This is a genomic window from Priestia sp. 10L35, assembly GCF_056395685.1.
In genome coordinates this window covers 692,297-712,580 of record NZ_JBFTKA010000003.1, presented here as the reverse complement: position 1 = coordinate 712,580, position 20,284 = coordinate 692,297, and the positions used below count along the sequence as shown (strand labels likewise).

The following is a 20,284-nucleotide window of genomic DNA, read 5'->3' as shown; positions in this document are numbered from 1 at the left end:
ACTAGCAGCATATATTTCTATTATATTTTGCAAATGAGGTATAAAAAATGACAGAAGTGAACAAACAAAGATTTTACAAAAAATTAGCGGTAACAGGTCTTGCTTTTACACTTGTAGGGGCAGGAACTCTAGGTCTTCATTCTTCACATTTTACGGGTGAGCCAACTGTAGCAAGCGCAGCGGCGGAAACATATACAACAACGGCGAATTTAAATATTCGAAGCGGCCCATCGACGTCCAACGCGATTATTGCAACGGTCAAACAAGGCACGCAGCTAACGGTAGTTGGACAAGCAGCAAGCGGCTGGCTGAAAGTAAACTATCAAGGCAAAACGGGTTACGTAAGCAGTGAGTATGTTAAAAAGTCAGCGAGTTCAACGACCAAAATCTATGTAACAACGGCAAATTTAAATATTCGAAGCGGTCCATCGACGTCCAACACGATTGTTGTAACGGTCAAACAAGGCGCGCAGCTAACGTCGACAGAACAAGCAGCGAACGGTTGGCTAAAAGTAAGCTATCAAGGCAAAACGGGCTATGTGAGCACGCAGTACGTAAAGGAATCAACGGGTTCTTCTGAACCGGCTCCAGCTCCGGCGGCTTCTGTCTATGTGGCAACGGCGAATTTAAATGTTCGAACAACTGCTTCAACATCTGGTGCTGTTATTGCAACACTTAAAGCCGGCACACAGCTCGACGTAACGGCTAAAGCAGCAAACGGCTGGCTGAAAATTACGTATCAAGGTAAGGTTGGCTATGTAAGCGGTCAATACGTACGAGCATTAGCTGGTATGAAAGTGGTTTCGAACCCTGAAAGCATACAAGTTGTTGTGAATAAACAAAACAAGCTTCCGGAAAACTACGTTCCGAAAGATTTAGTATATACAACGATTCCATTTACATTCAAAGAACAAACGGAAAAGAAAAAAATGCGCAGTGAAGCAGCCGCTGCTATTGCACAGTTATTTGCAGGTGCGAAAAAACAAGGCGTTACGCTTCTTGGCGTATCAGCTTACCGTTCACATGCAACGCAAAGCGCGCTTTTTAGTTCGTATGTTCAAAGAGACGGTTATGATAAAGCGGCAACTTATAGCGCATTGCCAGGCACGAGTGAACACGAAACGGGTCTTGGAATTGATGTAACAAAAGGAGACGGCACATGTGCTGCTCAAGACTGCTTTGGCGGAACTAAAGAAGCAACTTGGCTCGATGCCCACGCAGCAGAATACGGATTTATTATTCGTTATCCAAAAGGAAAAGATGCGGTGACCGGCTATAAATATGAACCGTGGCATTTGCGATATGTAGGCAAACCAGTGGCGCAGGCGATTAAGAGTAAAGGCATTACGCTTGAAGAATATTACGGAATTAAGTAGTTTAAAAAAGAAGCTAGAATAAAAGCAGTTTAGTTGAAGGAAGATCCGAACGCGTTTGATTCTTGATAGAGAATCAAACGCGTTCGGATTTTTTATTGTTTTGATGAAGGTAGGTTTCATATATGCAGGGACTTCTAAGTGCTGAATAGAGGGCAAGGCTCATCGGCCGCCAGCAAAAAAATTAACAGCGTTGGAACAAGTGATTCATACTAGCTGCTTTATCCCATTTGTTCGTTTTTAGATTGGATGGATGTAGGTATACCTCAATCTCTTTTATTTTTGTTCACCATGTTTACCCTTCTTGTGAAGGAGGGTAGGTAATGATACAAAAGAACTACTGTTTGTACATTTGAAGTTGTGTTTGTGTGTGAAAAGATCTAGTGTATATTTCATACAGAAGTGTAAAGTACAGGGGGCGTTCATCTGTGAAAAAACGAAGGAGATGCATCCTACCATGTTGAAAGATCATATGTTTGAATTTTATTTTGATCAAATGAATGAGCTGGTTTTTTTAGCGGAAGTAAAGAACCAACATCTTTATTATAAAAAAATGAATAAAGCGGCTGCTAAGCTTATACGGTGTCAAGGAGAAGCGGGCATGCGGCTAGAAAGCGTACTCCCTGAGCGGGTGTATCACTCCCTTTACCCTTACTATATGAAAGCGATGGAAACAAAAAAACCAGTTATCTACCATGACATAAATACCTTCTTAGATGAAGCTGAAGCGTTTGAAACAACGCTTACCCCAATTTTTGATGATGCCGACAATAGTACGCACCTATTAGTGATGAGTAAAAATATCCAGAAGTTAAAAAAAGAATTAGCCCAAAGCATGGAGCAGTATAAATCGCTTTTTATCAACCATGAAAACGCCATATGCATGATGGATTTAAGCGGTAAAATTGTTCAAGCAAATCCTACCTGTGAGCAAATGTTCGGCTACGATGCGCAGGAGATCATCAACAGTTCTTACAGGCAGCTTCTAGAAGAACTGAAGATTGACGCCCGTGCTTTGCCTTTTCATCACATCATATACGACCAAAGCTACAGCAAAGAAATCCAAGCGTGGCACAAAGAAAAAGGAAAGATTTATTTATATGTTACAAACGTGCCCATCATAGTGGAAAATGAATGGATTGGTATTTACTTGATTGCTCAGGACATTACAAAGGAAAAGACAGCTGAAATAAAGTTGGAAAACACGGTGAAAGATTTAGCAAACATGAAGTATGCCCTTGATGAGTCTGCTATCGTAAGCGTCCTGGATCCGTATGGAACGATTATGTATGTAAACGATATGTTCTGTACGATATTCGGCTATGAAAAAGAAGAGCTAATTGGACAATCATATGAACTGTTTGATGTAAGCTATGACCCTCGGATTCTTGAAAGTATTGGACAAGGAAAGGTTTGGAGAGGGCAAGTCAAAAGCATAACAAAAGAAGGCGTCATCGTGTAGAGCCATAAGACGATTGTTCCGCTGACCGATATTCATCATCGCATCTCAAGCTACGTGCTGATTCAAACCGATATTACTGCGCAAAAAAAGCTGGAAAATCAGCTGAAGTTTAAGGCGTTTCATGACAGTTTAACGGGGGTGCCGAATCGAATGATGCTGCAAAAACAAGTACAGGCTGCGATGGAGCAAAAAGAAAGGTTTGGCCTGCTGTTTTTAGACTGCGATAATTTTAAAGAAGTGAACGATCAATTTGGCCATGATATTGGCGATGCATTTTTAATTCAGTACGCACATCGTTTAACGTCTTGCATTCGCGCATGTGACGAAGTATATCGCCTTGGAGGCGATGAATTTGTTATCTTGCTTCGGCAGATTGAAAGGTGCGAGGAAATACAGCAAATCATGGAACGAATTCACGGAGAGCTTCAAAAAGAATGGAGTATTGAATCCTGCATCTTTACAGCTACATCGACCATTGGAGCCGCTTATTATCCAGAAAACGGAGAATCGTTTCAAGAGCTGTTAAAACAGGCGAATCAAGCGCTGTATGAAGGAAAACGACAGGGAAAAAATAACGTGAATTTCTATAAAAAAAACCAACCTGCAGCCGATTCTATAGATAAAGGAAGTATTGTCTAATATAGAAAGGGATAAACATGAATAAACATAAATTAATGGTTGTTTTATCAAGCGGAGCAGTAACGATTTCTCTGCTTATACATATCATTCATCGTATTTGGCCGATGGGTATGTCCGGCATGTCCATGGAACATAATTCAACGCCAGGCGAAGTGTCCATGATCTTTTTGATGCTTCCTATTCTTTTTCTTGGTGTACTGCTTGTGCTGTACGTTAAAAAGCATGAGCTAGTACCTGCGTTTGTGACACTAACGCTGACGTTTTCAAGTATCAGCACGGTTGTAGGGGGAGGAGGAATGGTCGAGTATCACTTTTCAATTTTTATGGTGATAGCTATTCTTTCCTACTATGAAAATGTAAAGCTGTTATTGTTAATGACGGGTATTTTTGTCATCGAGCATCTAGCTGGATTTTTCGTGCCATTTTTTACGCCGATTATTTTCGGAACGTCTTCTTATTCCTTTTCGATGCTTTGCCTTCACGCGGCTTATCTGCTTTTTACATCAGGGGCAACCGCTTGGCAAATTACTTCAAAGAAAAAATACACAGAACAGCTTCAGCAGGAAAAGGAACAAAAGCAGCATATCATTTATGACATGATGAAAAAACTGCATGAAACGAATGGGCAGGTAAGACAAACGGTTGACAACTTAAAGGGGAATTTAGAAGAATCAAAAACGGCTAGTCACCATACGTCTGCTTCAATGCAAGAGCTAGCCGCAGGAGCTGAGCAGCAGGTAATAATGGCTCAAAAAAGCAGTGAGTTTCTAGAAGAGATGACGCAAGGCGTAACCAAAATAGCTGAGGCTTCAGCGGCAGTCAGCGAAGCTTCTGATCAAACAGCAAATGAAGCCGTGCAGGGAAAAGAAAAAATTCAAGAAGCAATTCAACAAATTCATACAATCGATTCTTCTGTTCAGCATGCAGCTAGCGTTATTCATCAGTTAAAAGAACGTTCTGCGGAAATCAACGATATTATGAGTGTGATTTCAGGCATTGCTGCACAAACAAATCTACTGGCGCTAAATGCTGCAATTGAAGCAGCGCGCGCAGGCGAACATGGTAAAGGGTTTGCGGTCGTAGCAGCGGAAGTTCGCAAACTTGCCGAACAATCCAATCAGTCAGCTGAACAAGTAGCAAGGCTCATTCAGCATATTCAGCAAGAAACGTCTCAAGCCGTAGCATTCATTCAATCAGGAACAGCCGATGTAAAAAACGGTATTTTACTAGCCAACGAAGCGGAAAATGTTTTTAATCGAATCGCCGACGCATCTGCCTACGTTCACGAGCAAATTCAGCAAACGTCTGCTTCTGCTCAGCAAATAGCAGCCGGATCTACGCAGGTGCTCCATGCCGTCAGCGATATGACCGCTTTTGCCAATCAATCGGCTGCAAGCAGCAGGGGCATTTCTTCTGCTTCCGTGCGTCAGCTGCAATCGCTGCAGATCATTGGCCAGACGGCGGAATTTTTAAGTGGGTTAGTTGAAGAGCTTGGCAGCGTAACGGAAAAGTTAGCGAAGCAAGCGTGAGTGAGTCAGCAGACTACATAGAAGTACATGATTTTATACACTGGATTAATGCTATAAATCTACTAAAGAATTATGTACATACGAACGCTTAAAAAGTTTCTGCGGACCTTTAGACCACTAATGTTTATATAAATCCCCTCCTTTAGAAAAATGAAGCGATCTAAAAAGAGGGGATTGATGCTTTTGGCTAAAAGCTAGTGTTAGTTATTTGTTGGAGAAGGAAATCTAGCTGCTTCAAAATGTGAGCCATCTTCGGATGTGACGATTGTGCCAGCTATGCTGCTTTGAACAAAAACTTCAACGCGATCTCCAGCTTCTAAATTATAAATAGTAGACACGGATACCGCATTAACAAACGGTGTGTTTCCGCCAAAGAAATCGTTATCGATAGCGATAGCGGTTGTCCCATTTACACGTATTTCTATACGAGTTCTATAATCTAGCATTTGGTCGTTAGGAGAGAATCCAATTGTAGCAATGATGGAATATACGCCATCTTTTTGGGGGCGGAAGGTAGAAGTAATCGGGTTATATTCATTTGCTAAATCAAATTGTTCAGTTGGGAAAACTGCTTTTACAAACGTATTTGCAGGAACATTTTGAGGCATCGTTAAATTGAGCGCTCTAAATGCTGACTCCCGCGTGCTTCCTTTTTTGCCTTTATCTTCTTTATATTTAGAAGCCCAATCATGTGATTCCTCATAGAAATCTTCTTCGCGTTCATACATCCAAACTTGTGATTCTTCAGAGCTATCTTCTTCACGTCCATAAGCCCAGCCGCGTGCTTCCTCAGGGGCATCTTCTTGAAGCTGCTCTTTCTTATTGTTAAGGGAAGTCTCGCGAGATTTCTTCTTGTAAGGATAAGATTTTTCTACATAATATCTGTCATCTTTATCATTGTAATTGAAATAATACTTTTTTATAATAATCACCCTTTCTTTGCAGTACTCTATACTGTATTCACTCGTAGAGGAAATGTTTGGATACTTGTCCGACAACTTTAGAACTGTTTTTTTAAATAGCTAATAGTAACTAATTTTGAATGTAGAATTAGTTGCATTATACAAAAAAAACACCTCTTTCGAACAAAAGGCGAAGAGGTGTTTTTGGGTTCGAAAAGTATTTGATTTGACAGTCTACCCATAATCTGTATGTAAATGTCACTCTATCAGTCAACTGGGTGTACTTTTATAGCGCTGGGTCCTTTAGCTCCTTCTTGGATTTCAAACTCTACTTTTTGTCCTTCTGCCAGGTTTTTATATTCCTCACGGTCAATCGCATTGGAGTGAACGAACACTTCTTTTGATCCGTCTTCGGGTGTAATAAATCCAGATCCTTTTGATTCGTTGAAAGATTTAACGGTTCCTTTATGTTTGCTCATTGAAAAAGCCCCCTTATAAGTATAGAAATAAATTCATAGTAGTTTTTTACCCAAACGCTGAAATTTCAATCCTATTATGGCAGGTATACTGATTAGAAGAATAGGGGTAAAAGTAAATAGGGGGGGGCCTAACAATTTTTTTATTTCGGTTATATTTTTATATTGTATGTGATATAACTATTGTTATAAAATGTAATCGTTAATTCTGCTAACTAAAGGAGATAAAGAAAAAAATGAGGGATGAGTTGTTATATATAGGGAAGAAAATTATCGATAATAAGCAGGAATTAGCGATACAATTTTCTGATCTGATGGACTCTGAATATAAGCGGAAGCTGGTTTACCACGAAGAAAGCGAAGTTTTAAAATGGAGAGCAGAACTCATTGAGTATTTAGGCGAGTCGTTATTCGAGGAGCGCTCGGTCGTTTTAAAGAAAATCGTTCAGTGGGGGACAGATATAGGAAAAGTGGCTGTGGAAAACGGACTTTCTTTGAGCCAAACGTTAAAATCACTTGCGCTGTTTCGAACAGTGATATGGGGTGTTTTTACAGAAGAGCTGCAGCAGAAGCAGTTTGCTCCTATTACGATGCTTGATGTAAGTAAAAAAATTGATCCGATGCTTGATCAGCTTAATCATATATTTGTCGAAATCTACGAAGAACATAATACGGACACCATAAAACGCGCTTATGCAGCGCTAGAAGAATTATCAGTTCCCATCGTTCCTCTTTCTGAAGGAATCGCTGTGATGCCAATCGTTGGACAAATTGATACGCATCGTTCGCAGCTTATTATGGAAACGGCTTTAGAAAAAAGCGCTCAGCTGCAGCTGAGTTATTTAATATTTGATATTTCAGGTGTTCTTATCGTCGATACGATGGTAGCGGACAATATTTTTCAAATTGTAAAAGCCTTACAGCTTATCGGCACTAAAACGATGATTACCGGAATACGTCCGGAAATCGCGCAAACCGTTGTGGATTTAGGCGTGGATTTTGGAACAATCAAAACAAGAGCGACATTAGAAAAAGGTCTTGAAGAAATAGGCTTTAGTAAACTGCCAGAAAATCCGCAAAGAAAAAAAGACAAATGGCGTTATTAATAAATAAAAAAGCCCAGAGGCTGAGACAAAAATATTTTAGTTGAAGTTAAATCCGAACTATTAATCTGAGTGATGGTTCGGGTTTTTTTGGTGTTAGGGTGAACATAGGTTTCATGTATGTGGCTGCTTCTAGCTGGTGATTGAAGGGCTTATATTGCAAAAAAATTAAGGGAAAGTCACAGCGTCACATGTTACATTCCTTGTAAAAAGGGGTACTGGTAAAAAGAAGCATTCCAAGTGCTTTTCAATTACATTAGCCGTCTAAAATTAATTAATTGTCAATTTCGAATAACATAAATTATTTAAATACTTAGACAAACAAATGAGGAAAATATATACTTATTAGTGTTGTCACGAAAAGATAAAGGGGAGAAACAAGGATGGATATCAAACGTCAAAACGTTGATTTTGGTAACTCAATTTTTCAAACGCTAGTGGATGGTTATTACTATGAAATTCCTACAAACGTAGTAGAAATCACAAAAGATCAGGCAGAAGGTCATTTTCCTTCAAGTGTAAATGAACCGGAATTACTTCTTCAAAATTTACTGATTTCTACAACAATCGAAGGAGTAGAAAAGTATTATTTAGTAGGAGACGCAGCAGAGAAACACGTGCTAGGCAATATCCATATTAATAAGTTACATAATAAAACTGAATCCGATATTCCTTATGTGATGTTTTTAGCTTCAGTTGCTTATTACAACATACTTAAAGGAAAAGACAAAGAGGATAATCATGTGACGATTAATTATTTCTCGACTATGCTTCCGATTTGGCTGCTTAAGAAAACAAATAAATTCAGTGAAATGCAGCAGAAGATGGCCGAACGTTTTCAAGGAGAGCACACGGTTACGGTATTGACTCCTGGATTAGAAAAAACGCTCACTGTGAACATTGAAACGAGCAAATGCCGTATTGAAAGTGAAGTTGCTCGCTGGGCGATCAAAAAAGATTTTGAATTACAAGATAGAGAAGAAGCAAATGCATTCAAACATTTTGAAACGCTAATTGTAGATTTGGGCGGAGGCACGGTTGACCTTGCGCTTCTTCCTGCAGGACTTCAAGCTCCTAAAAGCAGAAATTCGCTGAAGTGTCTTACGGATATTTCATATTTGAAGCATATTGAAAAGCTAAGAAATGAAAAACTGCTTGAGTATTTTGATGATGTTCGTTCATTAGAAGAGTTTATTATTGCTAATATCCATAAAGCAAAAATGGAGCAAAGAGACGGCAATAGCGGGAAAAAAGTAGATCTCACGGAGCCTATTCACGCTTCGCTTAGAGAATACACGCAAATTTTATTAACGAAAATTGAAAATCTATTTTCATCGCCAAAAGATAAAGTCTATAAATATATTTATATTGGAGGACTGGCTCCTATCCTTCAACAGTTTATTGCAGAGCAGATTGATAACATGTACGGGGAAGAAATCAGAGAAGAAAATCATCTTTTCTTGCCGGAGACGCGCAAATTAAATTTATACGGTCTTGAAATTTTAAGCAGACATGAAACAAACGCAGTTCACGTTTAAAAAGGGGGAGCATATATGAGTCATCAAAACACTCGCCTTAAGGACGCACTAGATGATTGGTACGGTCAGCTAAGCTCCCAAATGGCTGCACCGTTTTACTTACTATCAAATGCGTTTCTGACAGCTGGCAATCTATCAGCAGATATGATGGGAGCAAGGGAAAAGACCGTAAGTAATAGAGATGAAGGTGCAAATTTCACAATCGACACTGCTGACATTCCGTCAGAAGTGTCTTCATTTCTGAAAGAAAAACAGCAGGCAAACGAGCTGCAGGACTATGTAGTAAGACTCATACAGCAAGACTTGCAAAAAAAGAGCAAAGAAAATGAAGTGGAGACGCTCGTTCATTCACTTCGAAAAGAGCTGTTGGGCGAAATTGACTTACTAAAAAAAGAAATGAATTCAAGTCTTGCTGCAAATCGTGAGGAGTATGAGGCCTCGCAGGCAAAGGACCTTCAGGATTATGTAGCGAAGCTTGTGGAACAAAACGGGCAGAAAGACAGCCGGGAAGACGAGTTTCAATCGTTAATTCATTCATTGAGAGCCGAGCTGTTAGGCGAAATTCATTTGCTTAAAAAAGAGCTGGGCTCTGCGTCAGCTCCTTCCTATAAGCAGCTGAAATCCATTAAAAATGAGGAAGAAGAAACATTTAAAGAAGGTCAATTAATTAAAAGTGAAAAAGTGACCGGAACCATTCAAGAAGATATCGATGTAGATTTCTAAACAGAAAGTAGAGGCGTAATATGCCTCTACTTTTATTATTTTTCTATTAAACATGAGGACGGAACAAAAGTGTTTTAGGTGAAGAAAGGTCCGAACGAGTTTGATTCTTGAGTGTGAATCCAACTTGTTCGGCTTTTTATTGGTATGCTGAATGTAGGTTTCATGTGTTTAAATGCTTCTAGCTGTTGATTGGAGGGCAAGGCGAAGACTCCTGCGGGAAAAGCGGAACAGGTGAGACCCCGCAGGAGCGCAAGCGACGAGGAGGCTCATCGACCGCCCGGGGAAAGCGAAGCCTTGCACGGAAATTAACAGCGGTCCAATGTAAAAGCTTTAGCGTATAAATCATAAAGCTCTTTTGTTTCTTTTTAGCATTTTTCGGACGTATAAGCAAAGATCGAATGTAACAATAGTGAAGATACTGCATTTTATCATAAACCAAAATAACGATTCGTTTATGCCAAATCCGCCAATGGAAGCTTTTAGTTCATTTAGCTGCCTAAGAATTAAATTTATGTCGTTTTCATAGGCCACAGTAAAAGATTTAATCACAAGCATGGTCATAATGACTGCTTCTACCGATGTATATAGAATTTTTCTTGCTAGTTTAAGAGAAGGATGTACGTTTGATTTGGGAATTTTATAAAATAATTTCATCGCCTGTTTGCCTTTCAGTTATTTTAAGTTGTTTAAAAAGATTGGGTTCATTCTATAATTCTTTCCTTGGCTATAAAATCCTGTATGTATAGCAAGTTTAAAAAAAGCCCTCTAGAAAAGGTCATACACCGATTTTCTAGAGGGCTTTTTTAGTCAACATCCGTCTATTCATTTAGTATTGATTCTGAAAAAGCGTTCCAATCCTGCATAACGCTCTGCTTATTTTTAATGTTCTTCAGCCAGAGCGTTTGCTTTTGTCACATGAACCGTACCAAATGGGTGGTTTGGCGGAGCGTATATGGAGTAAAGCTTTAGCGGAGTGGTACCCGTATTGGTGACATCATGCCACGTTCCGGCAGGAATAAATATCGCATCGTCATCGTAGACTTTTCGTTTAAAGGTTAGATTGTTTTTACTTTTGCCCATTTGAACAACGCCTTGCCCTTGTTCAATGCGCAGGAATTGATCAACGTTAGGGTGGATTTCTAAGCCGATATCTTCACCGGGCTTAAGACTCATTAGCGTCACTTGTAAATGTGTTCCCGTCCATAAAGCAGTGCGGTACGTATTGTTTTGCTTTGATGCTTCATTAATGTTAATAACAAACGGCCTTGGTCCGTAGTCCTTTAATTTACCGTTTCTTTGCTGAAACTGTTCGCTAGTGTGATAGTGATTCGGCACATAATAACTATATGGCTGCCAGCCGTAATACACTGGAGTCTGCCACTGATGGTAATAAGGTGTATAGTGCATACTCATTCTCCTTTTCTCGTTTAATTTTTCTTTTCATCCTATGCTTTTGTCAAAACGGTTGATACCATTTGCCTTTTTGTCCGCGGTCTTTATGCACTTATTTTTTACTGAAATCATGTGATTAATGATTTATCTGAGCTCTTTGATTGTTTTGGGGTGGTTAAAAAATAATTTCATCACTTTAATACGATAATTCAGTAAAAAATATATCGTATGAAAACGTTTTATTTGATATAATTTTAGAAGATGAAAATTATTTTAAAGGGTGACGTTCATTGAAAGAAAAAAAACTTCAAGAATTAACTGAACATCTTAATAATTTATTCAACAATTTAATTCATGGATCTATCACAGAAGGTGAATTTAATGAGCTGTCCGAAGAGCTTTACAGAAAGCAAACTAGGCTGCGCTATGAGATAGAGTGTGAGAAAGGTTCGTATTATAGAGAATATTTTAGAGGCTAAGGCTTTGTATTAGACTGTTTTATAAGAAATAAGAAAAGGCCTCCATTTAGGAGGCCTTTTCTTAACTTCTCACAGAAAGTGGAGTGATACTTTCTATTTCAATAAGTATATTAGTATATTTACTTCATAAAAAATACAACTGTTGAAGGTCTAAAACTCGTTATTCACCCCCAAAAACCTGTATGATAGGTTTAAGATTACCGCATATGAGATATATGTATAGTAAAAAGGGGTGATGAGCTGTGAAGTGGTATAAAGGAGTTGTCATGCAAGTCTTAATGACAGAAATCGAAACAGCAAGAGAGCACATGGTTATGTTAGGACTTACAGAAGGTCTTACAAGTCGTAATACAGTTCGAATCAGTCAAACCCTTGATTATTTATTAAATGAACTAAGTAAAGTGATGGCCGCAGATTAATCGTATTTTATATAAAAATGAAAAGAGCTGCTGACTTCACGGCAGCTCTTTATAAGTTGCCTTAACGTTTATTTTAATGTTTATGATACTATTTATACAGTTACCTCATAGTAAAGAAAATAGTGGAATCTATTATATATATTGTATAGTAGAAACCTAGAAAAAGAGTTGAAAGCACCCGTAAAAAGGGAAGCTTAGATACATAAAGCAAACGCCGCACTAAGAATGGCGATGGAGGGTATAGTGGAATGGAATATCATATTAAAGAGGCCGCTGCAAAGGTAGGGCTGCCTCCGCATACGCTTCGATACTACGAACAGCAAGGGCTTTTACCTTTTATAAAAAGAGATGAGAACAGAAATCGTATTTTTAGTGAGTCCGATATCGAGTGGTTAGAATTTATTATTTGCTTACGAAAAACGGATATTGCCCTTTTAGAATTACGTAAAATTGTTGAATTAACACAAGAAGGCGATGATACAATCGGTTTGCGCAAGCAGATATTTAAAAAGCATAGAGAGAAAATGATGGAAAAACAAAGAGAGCTGGACGCAGCTTTTAGAAAAGTGGAAACGAAAATTGATTACTATGATAAATTAGAACAAAAGTATCAGGAAGAGCTTTCATCTAAAGCCTAATTTATCGGTTGTTTTTCGTATTTTATAAAGAAATAAAAAGCGGGCAGCTCATCCAATTAGCTGCCCGCTTTTTTCTAAATTTACAGTGTAGAAATGTCAATAACAAATCGATAGCGAACGTCGCTGCGAAGAACGCGCTCGTACGCTTCATCTACTTGCTTAGCATCGATAACTTCAATCATAGGAGCAACGCCGTGTTCAGCCGCAAAATCAAGCATTTCTTGTGTTTCACGAATGCCGCCTACAAGTGAACCAGCAATGCTGCGACGTCCCGTGATAAGTGAGAATACGCTGTATTGATCTGGGTTAGCCGGTGCGCCAACGTTAACAAGCGTTCCATCTACGCGAAGTAATGATAAATATTGATCCACGTTCAGGTTAGCCGATACTGTGTTTAAGATAAGGTCAAAGCGACCCGCTAATTCAGTGAATGTCGTCTCATCACTTGTTGCAAAATAATGATCTGCGCCAAAGCTTAGAGCTTCTTCTTTTTTATTGTTAGAACGGCTCAATACCGTCACTTCAGCACCCATTGCATGTGCAAATTGAATCGCTACATGTCCAAGACCGCCCATTCCCACGATCGCCACTTTTTTGCCAGGGCCAGCATTCCAGTGCTTTAACGGAGAAAATGTTGTAATACCTGCACATAGAAGGGGACTTGCTGCATCCATACTTAACTTATCAGGAATACGAACAACGAATCCTTCTTTTACGACGATTTTTTGGCTGTAGCCGCCGTATGTAGGATTTCCGTCATAATCCAACGAATTATACGTTTGAACAACGCCTTTTGTACAGTATTGCTCGTCACCGTTCACACAGTACTCGCACTCTCCGCAAGAGTCAACGAAACATCCCACGCCAACGCGATCGCCAACCTTGTATTTTGTTACGCTTTCTCCAACCGCTTCAACTACTCCTGCGATTTCATGACCAGGAACCATCGGGAACATTCCGCCGCCCCACTCATCAAATGCACTATGAATATCAGAGTGACAGATACCGCTAAACTTAATATCAATTAAAACGTCGTCTGCTCGCAGTTCTCTGCGTTCAATTGTCGTGTTCTCGAATTTTGCCTTTGCATGCGGCGCACTTAGAACACGTGATGTTGTTGTATGTTGATGATTATTACACATAAGTAAAAACACAATCCTTTCGTATTAAACATAACCAGTTGCTAGCACAATGGCATTCACTGACTACGCTTGATGTATTTAAAAGCTACAACACTAGCTTAAACGTTAAAGTCGACTTTAAAGCAAGAGTTTTTTTAAAAAATTTTGCTTTCTATGATTTTATGAAAAAAGGAGAGTAAGGAATAGTGTAGCAGCTTTTTATCTATGTTTAGTTAAAAGAAATTCTTCAAGGGTGCGAACGGCGGCGTGTTCATCGATTCCACCTGTCAGTAAGGTAATTTCATCTCCTTCTTTAACAGCTAGCTCCATAACCTTCATTATGCATTTGGCATTCGCAGATTTTCCGTCTTTCGCAAGAAGAATGTTACTTTTAAAAGAGAAAGCTTTATGTACAAATAAAGCTGTATGTCTAGCCTGAAGTCCGCCGGGGAGTTGCACCATAATCCTTTTAATCAGCATAGTATTTCTCCTTTTTTGTTTTTTAAAGCTATAAAACTAGCTTAAACGTTAAAGTCTACTTTAAGGCAAGAGGTAATTTGGATAAAAGAGTCATTTATGAATGTATGGGGAGCAGCAATCGTTTCTACTAGTCATTTAAATGATGGTAACTAAAAGAAAATACGGTACACATGTTCAGGAAGGTTAAATAAATAAGCACTTATGTTTAAAGGAATTTCCGCGTTCTAACCAGAAAAATAATATATATCATTTTCTGGAGGAATACGATGAAAGAGATAAAAAGGTTAGAACCGCTGCAAGCAGCTACACAATTCATTTTTAAACATTACCCTCATTGCCAAGGTGCATTACTCGCCGGAAGCGTAGTGAGAGGCGAAGCTACACATACGTCCGACCTTGATATTGTTATTTTTGATGACAATTTCACCTCTTCTTTTAGGGAGTCACTCATTGAATTTGGATGGGCAATTGAAGTTTTTGGTCATAGTCTGACTTCATACCAAGCCTTTTTTAAAAGCGACTGTAAGAGGGCTAGACCGTCACTCCCAAGAATGATTTCCGAGGGAATTATTTTAGTGGATAAAGGAACGATGCAGGCTATAAAAAAAGAAGCTGCACAATTACTAGAAAAAGGTCCGGAAAAATGGCCGGAAGAGACGATTAGATTAAAAAGATATTTTATAAGTGATGCCTTAGATGATTTAATCGGTTCTTCAAATACAGGTGAATCACTTTTTATTGCTAACACGCTCGCTTACATAACTCATGAATTTGTATTAAGAACGAACGGTCATTGGATCGGGGATTCTAAATGGATTGTACGGTCTTTGAATAACTACAATAAAAGCTTTAGTAAAGAGTTTGTGGAGGCATTCGAAATCTTTTATAAAACAGGGAGTAAAGTTAAAATAATTCAACTAGTCGATAAAGTGTTAGCACCCCATGGAGGCCGGCTGTTTGAAGGGTTTTCCTTGGGGAAAGAATGATAAAATCAGTAGCAGAGAGCTTGTTATAACCCCACTACTATTTCTTGCTAGTAGTGGAGTTGTTTTTTAGAAATATTTACGTATGCTTAAAGAGTTTGTCCGTTATCGATCGTAAACACTTGGCCGGTCACGGACTCTTGTTTTAACTGAAACAGAATAGCATCTGCGATATCTTCGGGAGAAGAAATGCGCTGAAGAGGTAAATTTCCCGCAAGCTGATACATTTTGTCTTCGTTGCCAGACCACCACCTTGTGTCGACTGCACCAGGAGAGATGCAGTTTACTCGAATATGTGGTGCCAGTGCAATCGCTAACGATTTCGTCATCGTATGAATTGCTGCTTTTGTCGCTGCATAGGGAATAGACGAGCCGATTCCAGTTGTACCCGCAACGCTTCCTACATTAACAATCGCCCCTGACTTTTGCTTTTTCATATGTGGAACGGCTGCTTTTACACAGTGAAACATACCTTTTACGTTTACATCATATAAAGAGTTCCATATGTCATCCGTTGCAGACTCTAAGTCATTCATGGGGATTTGAGCTGTAATACTAGCGTTATTCACTAATCCATCTAACCGTTCGAATTGTGCAATGGTTTGATCAATCATATTATTAACTTCGTGCTCACTGGCTACGTTCGCTTGAAAAGCAAACGCAATGCCTCCTTTTTCAGCAATCTCCTCCACAACTTTTTTCGCTTCTGTTTCTGAGGAACTGTAGTTTATCACAAGTTTTGCCTCTCTATCTGCTAACTTTAAAGCCGTTGCTTTGCCTATACCAGTGCCGCCGCCCGTAATAATAAATACTTTATTTTTAAAATTGTTCACTTCTATAAACCTTCCTTTCTCTTAACATCTTTTATTATATCTTCGATCAGAAAAAGGATATAATAGGTAATACTAAGAGCGGTATCATTTAAAATGATAGCAACGGAGGAATTGAAATTGGAAAGCCAAGACTTACGAATTTTCAAATGTGTGGCAGAAACAAAATCACTATCAAAAGCTGCGGAGGTATTAGGATATGTTCAACCGCATATTAGCCAGCGGATTAAAAATCTAGAGGAAGAATTAGACACCAAATTATTGATACGTACGAATCGAGGAGTTACGTTAACAAACGAAGGGGAAGCTTTGTTTGACTACGCACAGCGTATTTTACGTTTAATGGAGGAAGCTAAAGCAGAAGTTAATCCGAATAAGTTTAAAAGATCCTTGATTATTGGTGCCTCGCAGACGATTTCCGCTATTAAAATTCCTTCTTTATTCTCATCTTTTCTGAAAGAACAACAAAATATTGAAGTTAAAATAAAAACAGATAGAAAACAAGTCTTACAAGAAATGCTCTCGTACGGAGAAATTGACGGACTTTTTCTTAGCGGTATCTATAATGAGGCTCAGTTTGAAACGGTTTATCACTATGCAGAAAAAATGGTGCTTATTTCACCTCTATCCGCAGAGAGAGCAGAAACAGGTCAACTAACGTTACTCATTAATAGTGATGTAAACTGCATCTATAGAAACAGACTATTAGAGTTTTCAAAAGAACATCATATACATAAAGCCAATATTATGGAATTTGATTCATTAGAAGCTATTTTACAAGGCGTTCGTGATGGAATAGGCATGAGTGTAGTCCCGGCTAGCGTAGTAAATTCTCGTGGTGATATGAAAAGCATTGAATATCAAGAGCTTTCAGAAGACGTTCATATTGATTTTGTAGTAAAGAAAGGGAAGCAGCGCTCTCAAAGTCTTAAAAAGTTTATTCATTTTTTAGGGAGTCTATAGATTCTGTCCTGAGGTGGCGTGATGTCTTCTCTTTTCCAATACATTAAAAAGAACCCTTAATGCCTGAAATGCGCTTCAAGGGTTCTAGCTTTCTTATGTTCCAAAGATTATGCAGCTAATTTTCTACACTCATCCGCGCATTTCAAGCAAGCTTCCGCACATTTTTGACAGTGGTCATGATCGTGTTTCTTACACTCATTTCCACATTTTTCGCAAATTTCGGCGCAAACCCCAGCCAGTTCAGCAACGAAAGGAGTTCCTCTTTCTAGAGCTTGTTCCAAATATCCGCAAATATCTGCACATTCTCGATCAAAACGGATACAGTCCACCATCATACCCACATTTTCTTCTTTTAGACAAGCATCAAAACAATGGTTGCAGGCACTCATACAGTCATGCAGCGTTTGAATAACAGTTTGATAATTTTCGTTAGACATTGTAAAATTCCTCCTTATTTTTTCTTCTCTCTATTACATTAGACTATCGTTTGGTTTATTAAACATAATAAAAATGAGCAGGTGGTCTTTTATGTTTAAATATAGGGGTGGAGGGTATGTAGTTGATAGATAAATCTTAAAGGAGTGTAGTACATGAGCTGGCTAGAAATACTTTCTTATATAGCTATTGCAATTGGAATTATTCAATTTTTAGTTATTACAATCGACGTGATCAGGCATCCGCAGATGATGTTTGTGATGAATATTGTCTGGCCTATTACGGGTCTCTATTTTCCTGTCGCCGGGATATGGTTTTACTTTAAATTAGGGCGTAAAGATCGAAAAAAACACGATCACGCTCATCATTCCTCTGAACATATGCACGGTAACCATGAAGATCATCATGAGCACCATCATAGTGAAAAGCCTTTTTGGCAAAGTGTTTTTGTATCGACTACGCACTGCAGCAGCGGGTGCTCGATTGGAGATTTAATTGGTGCACCGATTGTATTTTTAACAGGATGGACGATTGCTGGAAGCGTACTTTTTGCGGATTACGTAGCGGAATTTATTCTTGCTTATATAGCGGGAATTGCTTTTCAATACTACGGCATGAGTATGAAAGATACTAGCTCAAAAGAGGAGTTGAAAAACGCTGTAAGAGCGGATACATGGTCGCTTATTGCCTTTGAAATCGGGATGTTCGGCTGGATGGCTTTATCACATTATGTCTTTTTTGCACAGGCACCCAAACCAGACAGCGCGGTCTTTTGGTTTATGATGCAAATCGCCATGATCATTGGCTTTTGTACAAGCTATCCAGCTAACTGGGTACTTGTTAAAAAAGGTGTAAAACATGCGATGTAGATTTTACTTGGGGCTGCTGCCGTTGATATCAGGTTTAAAGCTACAGGATGGGGCAGAATAGTATCAACTCCCAGTTTCCTGTGAAAAAGGAAATCATTTTAATTTAACAGGAGGAGATTTGATGTTTGATTACACGGTAAAAACACCGAAAAGCTTAGAAGAAGCGATTAGTTCTCTAGAAGAAAACTTAAAAAGCGAAGGGTTCGGTGTGTTGTGGAATTTCGATTTAACTGCAAAGCTACAGGAAAAAGGGCAGGACTTTCATACACCGTTTACAGTATTAGAAGTGTGCAATCCGAAAGAAGCTCAGCGAGTTCTATCGCAAAATCTCTTAGTAGGATACTTTCTGCCTTGTAAAATGGTTGTATATCAAGATGGAAGTGAAATAAAGATTGGCATGCCTAGGCCTACGGCGATGATTAATATGCTTCATAATGAAGAGCTTCAACGACTGGCAGAAGATATTGAAATAAGGCTAATCCACTGTATTGATCAATCGGTGTAAGTGTTACTCAGAGAAAAAATATCAAAACAAAAAGATACCTGAGGGGTATCTTTTTGTTTTTTAAACTTATTAAGATATGAGAAGTGGAAACGAAATTTTTAATACATGAATAATTTGCTTTCAGTTGCCTACTCTAAAAGCAAACTGTAGTAAAAAGGATGATATTATGAATTTTATCTGGCAATCTGCAATCTTAATTTTATCGGGAATATTATTACTAAGAATAGCGGGAAGAAAATCGATTGCACAAATGACGCTCGCTCAAACGGTCGTTATGCTTTCTCTAGGTACCATCATCGTGCAACCCATTGTTGAAAAAAGTATGCTAAAAGCGATTGGCGGGGCTGCTATCTTTGTTCTTGCTATTTTAGTTTTAGAGTATTTACAATTAAAGTTTAATGGGTTTGAAAAATTTCTGACAGGTAAGTCTAAAATCGTTATAAATAATGGTCAATTAGATACTAAGCAGCTTAAAAAATTACGTTTAACCGCCGATCAATTAGAAATGAGATTACGAAATGCAGGCATATCAACTATAAAAGATGTTAAAACTGCAACAATTGAACCAAATGGACAGCTAGGGTACGAACTTCAAGAAGATGCAAAACCATTGACTGTAGGTGATTTTAAACAGTTAATGGAATTATATATGCCATCCTTTTCTCAAACCAGCGTCCCTGTCCAAACTTTACATAACAAAGTGTGGTCTAACCCTTCTTCAGATATATTTGAAGAAATTAATCACGATTCTAAACCAAACCCTAAATACCTTCAGTGATACAGCCACTAAAAAAGACGGCTCTTTTCCCGGATAAAAGGCCGTCTTTTTTGCATGTGTTTTTACTGCTTCAGTTATCTAAGTAACGGTATAAAGTCGTCTTGCTTATACCTGTAGCTTCCGTTATTTGAGCAATCGTATAGTTTTTACTCCAGTACATGTCAAGCGCTCGATGGACGTTATAGTCAGGCTTTTTTGGACGGCCGCCGCTTTTTCCTTTTGATTTTGCTTCTTGAAGACCGGCTTTTGTGCGCTCGCTGATGACGTCATGCTGAAATTCTCCAATACGTTTAATGGTACTGAAAAAGGTTTTTCCTTGTGGCGTGGACGTATCAACGTCATCCAAAATGGATACAAAGTGAACGCCATTGTCAAAAAGATATTCAATTAATTCAATGAGGTGCCGAGTAGAGTCTGCAATACAGTAAAATTTATACACAACGACTGTATCGCCCGGCTGAAGCGAGGCTACCATCTCATCAAATTCTACTCTTTTCTTTATGGAGTTTGTTTTTTCTTGATAAATTTTATCGCAATTAAAAGGCTGCAATGCCTGTAACTGTTTGTCCACATTTTCATCTTCGCTGTATGGACGGGTATAACCAATAATCACTACACCATCTCCTGCACGGATTGTTTATTTATAT

At 38.7% G+C, this 20,284-nt stretch carries 25 protein-coding genes; 16 read left to right on the top strand and 9 right to left on the bottom strand.

All coding sequences use genetic code 11. From position 1 onward, the window contains the following. Window positions 1-47: 47 nt before the first annotated feature. The 4 genes from AC1DEF_RS14990 to AC1DEF_RS14975 all read left to right on the top strand — a co-directional run bounded on the left by AC1DEF_RS14990 (window position 48) and on the right by AC1DEF_RS14975 (window position 5,003). A complete protein-coding gene (locus tag AC1DEF_RS14990; RefSeq protein WP_097822931.1) occupies window positions 48-1,376 on the top strand; it encodes an SH3 domain-containing protein in 1,329 nt (442 codons plus the stop codon). Window positions 1,377-1,830: 454 nt separating this feature from the next. Then, complete coding sequence (locus AC1DEF_RS14985; protein WP_176521197.1) at window positions 1,831-2,835, top strand: PAS domain S-box protein; 1,005 nt, start codon at window positions 1,831-1,833, stop codon at window positions 2,833-2,835. A gap of 54 nt (window positions 2,836-2,889) precedes the next feature. Further along, window positions 2,890-3,474, top strand: a complete 585-nt coding sequence (locus AC1DEF_RS14980) for a GGDEF domain-containing protein (RefSeq protein ID WP_176521196.1) — start codon at window positions 2,890-2,892, stop codon at window positions 3,472-3,474. A 17-nt stretch (window positions 3,475-3,491) separates the two neighbouring features. Then, window positions 3,492-5,003, top strand: a complete 1,512-nt coding sequence (locus AC1DEF_RS14975) for a methyl-accepting chemotaxis protein (protein WP_097822928.1) — start codon at window positions 3,492-3,494, stop codon at window positions 5,001-5,003. Between the two features lie 200 nt (window positions 5,004-5,203). Here the strand turns inward: AC1DEF_RS14975 and AC1DEF_RS14970 are convergent, their stop codons facing one another. Further along, on the bottom strand, window positions 5,204-5,731 hold the full coding sequence (locus tag AC1DEF_RS14970; RefSeq protein WP_377574864.1) for a hypothetical protein: 528 nt from the start codon (window positions 5,729-5,731) through the stop codon (window positions 5,204-5,206). Between the two features lie 440 nt (window positions 5,732-6,171). Beyond that, on the bottom strand, window positions 6,172-6,384 hold the full coding sequence (locus tag AC1DEF_RS14965; protein WP_016764987.1) for a cold-shock protein: 213 nt from the start codon (window positions 6,382-6,384) through the stop codon (window positions 6,172-6,174). Window positions 6,385-6,617: 233 nt separating this feature from the next. On the opposite strand from AC1DEF_RS14965, the gene AC1DEF_RS14960 reads away from it, so the two are divergent. The 4 genes from AC1DEF_RS14960 (at window position 6,618) to AC1DEF_RS14945 (ending at window position 10,086) form a co-directional block, all read left to right on the top strand. Beyond that, a complete protein-coding gene (locus AC1DEF_RS14960) occupies window positions 6,618-7,487 on the top strand; it encodes an STAS domain-containing protein (protein ID WP_097822926.1) in 870 nt (289 codons plus the stop codon). A 380-nt stretch (window positions 7,488-7,867) separates the two neighbouring features. Next, complete coding sequence (locus tag AC1DEF_RS14955; protein WP_097822925.1) at window positions 7,868-9,022, top strand: ParM/StbA family protein; 1,155 nt, start codon at window positions 7,868-7,870, stop codon at window positions 9,020-9,022. 15 nt (window positions 9,023-9,037) lie between these two features. Continuing rightward, complete coding sequence (locus tag AC1DEF_RS14950) at window positions 9,038-9,745, top strand: hypothetical protein (protein WP_097822924.1); 708 nt, start codon at window positions 9,038-9,040, stop codon at window positions 9,743-9,745. A gap of 185 nt (window positions 9,746-9,930) precedes the next feature. Continuing rightward, window positions 9,931-10,086 carry a hypothetical protein gene (locus AC1DEF_RS14945; protein WP_162488940.1) on the top strand — a complete coding sequence of 52 codons (156 nt, stop codon included), beginning with the start codon at window positions 9,931-9,933 and terminating at the stop codon, window positions 10,084-10,086. A 1-nt stretch (window position 10,087) separates the two neighbouring features. On the opposite strand, the gene AC1DEF_RS14940 is transcribed toward AC1DEF_RS14945, so the two are convergent. After that, complete coding sequence (locus AC1DEF_RS14940) at window positions 10,088-10,399, bottom strand: hypothetical protein (protein WP_097822923.1); 312 nt, start codon at window positions 10,397-10,399, stop codon at window positions 10,088-10,090. Between the two features lie 225 nt (window positions 10,400-10,624). Further along, entirely contained in the window at window positions 10,625-11,152 is a 528-nt protein-coding gene (locus AC1DEF_RS14935) for a cupin domain-containing protein (protein WP_016764982.1), read from the bottom strand. Between the two features lie 275 nt (window positions 11,153-11,427). On the opposite strand from AC1DEF_RS14935, the gene AC1DEF_RS14930 reads away from it, so the two are divergent. From AC1DEF_RS14930 to AC1DEF_RS14920, 3 genes are all read left to right on the top strand, one after another. Beyond that, window positions 11,428-11,616: a hypothetical protein gene (locus AC1DEF_RS14930; RefSeq protein ID WP_013058178.1), complete on the top strand. Its 189-nt coding sequence runs from the start codon at window positions 11,428-11,430 to the stop codon at window positions 11,614-11,616. 242 nt (window positions 11,617-11,858) lie between these two features. Continuing rightward, window positions 11,859-12,035 carry an aspartyl-phosphate phosphatase Spo0E family protein gene (locus AC1DEF_RS14925; RefSeq protein ID WP_223260221.1) on the top strand — a complete coding sequence of 59 codons (177 nt, stop codon included), beginning with the start codon at window positions 11,859-11,861 and terminating at the stop codon, window positions 12,033-12,035. Between the two features lie 248 nt (window positions 12,036-12,283). After that, a complete protein-coding gene (locus AC1DEF_RS14920; RefSeq protein ID WP_097822922.1) occupies window positions 12,284-12,673 on the top strand; it encodes a MerR family transcriptional regulator in 390 nt (129 codons plus the stop codon). Window positions 12,674-12,753: 80 nt separating this feature from the next. Here AC1DEF_RS14920 and AC1DEF_RS14915 read toward each other — a convergent pair whose 3' ends face one another. Both AC1DEF_RS14915 and AC1DEF_RS14910 read right to left on the bottom strand, forming a co-directional pair. Beyond that, entirely contained in the window at window positions 12,754-13,815 is a 1,062-nt protein-coding gene (locus AC1DEF_RS14915) for an NAD(P)-dependent alcohol dehydrogenase (RefSeq protein WP_097822921.1), read from the bottom strand. Between the two features lie 198 nt (window positions 13,816-14,013). Next, on the bottom strand, window positions 14,014-14,274 hold the full coding sequence (locus AC1DEF_RS14910) for an HPr family phosphocarrier protein (RefSeq protein WP_029323251.1): 261 nt from the start codon (window positions 14,272-14,274) through the stop codon (window positions 14,014-14,016). 266 nt (window positions 14,275-14,540) lie between these two features. On the opposite strand from AC1DEF_RS14910, the gene AC1DEF_RS14905 reads away from it, so the two are divergent. Further along, the gene (locus tag AC1DEF_RS14905; RefSeq protein WP_097822920.1) at window positions 14,541-15,260 is read left to right on the top strand and encodes a nucleotidyltransferase domain-containing protein; all 720 of its coding nucleotides are present in this window, start codon (window positions 14,541-14,543) and stop codon (window positions 15,258-15,260) included. An 86-nt stretch (window positions 15,261-15,346) separates the two neighbouring features. Here AC1DEF_RS14905 and AC1DEF_RS14900 read toward each other — a convergent pair whose 3' ends face one another. Next, on the bottom strand, window positions 15,347-16,090 hold the full coding sequence (locus AC1DEF_RS14900; protein WP_097822919.1) for an SDR family NAD(P)-dependent oxidoreductase: 744 nt from the start codon (window positions 16,088-16,090) through the stop codon (window positions 15,347-15,349). Window positions 16,091-16,207: 117 nt separating this feature from the next. Here AC1DEF_RS14900 and AC1DEF_RS14895 point away from each other — a divergent pair, with 117 nt between their 5' ends. Continuing rightward, on the top strand, window positions 16,208-17,050 hold the full coding sequence (locus tag AC1DEF_RS14895; protein WP_097822918.1) for a LysR family transcriptional regulator: 843 nt from the start codon (window positions 16,208-16,210) through the stop codon (window positions 17,048-17,050). A 107-nt stretch (window positions 17,051-17,157) separates the two neighbouring features. On the opposite strand, the gene AC1DEF_RS14890 is transcribed toward AC1DEF_RS14895, so the two are convergent. Further along, the gene (locus AC1DEF_RS14890) at window positions 17,158-17,487 is read right to left on the bottom strand and encodes a four-helix bundle copper-binding protein (RefSeq protein WP_028409479.1); all 330 of its coding nucleotides are present in this window, start codon (window positions 17,485-17,487) and stop codon (window positions 17,158-17,160) included. Between the two features lie 153 nt (window positions 17,488-17,640). Here AC1DEF_RS14890 and AC1DEF_RS14885 point away from each other — a divergent pair, with 153 nt between their 5' ends. The 3 genes from AC1DEF_RS14885 to AC1DEF_RS14875 all read left to right on the top strand — a co-directional run bounded on the left by AC1DEF_RS14885 (window position 17,641) and on the right by AC1DEF_RS14875 (window position 19,637). Next, window positions 17,641-18,354, top strand: a complete 714-nt coding sequence (locus AC1DEF_RS14885) for a DUF4396 domain-containing protein (RefSeq protein ID WP_097822917.1) — start codon at window positions 17,641-17,643, stop codon at window positions 18,352-18,354. 121 nt (window positions 18,355-18,475) lie between these two features. Further along, entirely contained in the window at window positions 18,476-18,859 is a 384-nt protein-coding gene (locus AC1DEF_RS14880) for a DUF302 domain-containing protein (RefSeq protein WP_318331155.1), read from the top strand. A 166-nt stretch (window positions 18,860-19,025) separates the two neighbouring features. Continuing rightward, window positions 19,026-19,637 carry a DUF421 domain-containing protein gene (locus tag AC1DEF_RS14875; protein ID WP_318331156.1) on the top strand — a complete coding sequence of 204 codons (612 nt, stop codon included), beginning with the start codon at window positions 19,026-19,028 and terminating at the stop codon, window positions 19,635-19,637. A 70-nt stretch (window positions 19,638-19,707) separates the two neighbouring features. Here the strand turns inward: AC1DEF_RS14875 and AC1DEF_RS14870 are convergent, their stop codons facing one another. Next, complete coding sequence (locus tag AC1DEF_RS14870; RefSeq protein WP_097822914.1) at window positions 19,708-20,250, bottom strand: recombinase family protein; 543 nt, start codon at window positions 20,248-20,250, stop codon at window positions 19,708-19,710. Between the last annotated feature and the right edge of the window lie 34 nt (window positions 20,251-20,284).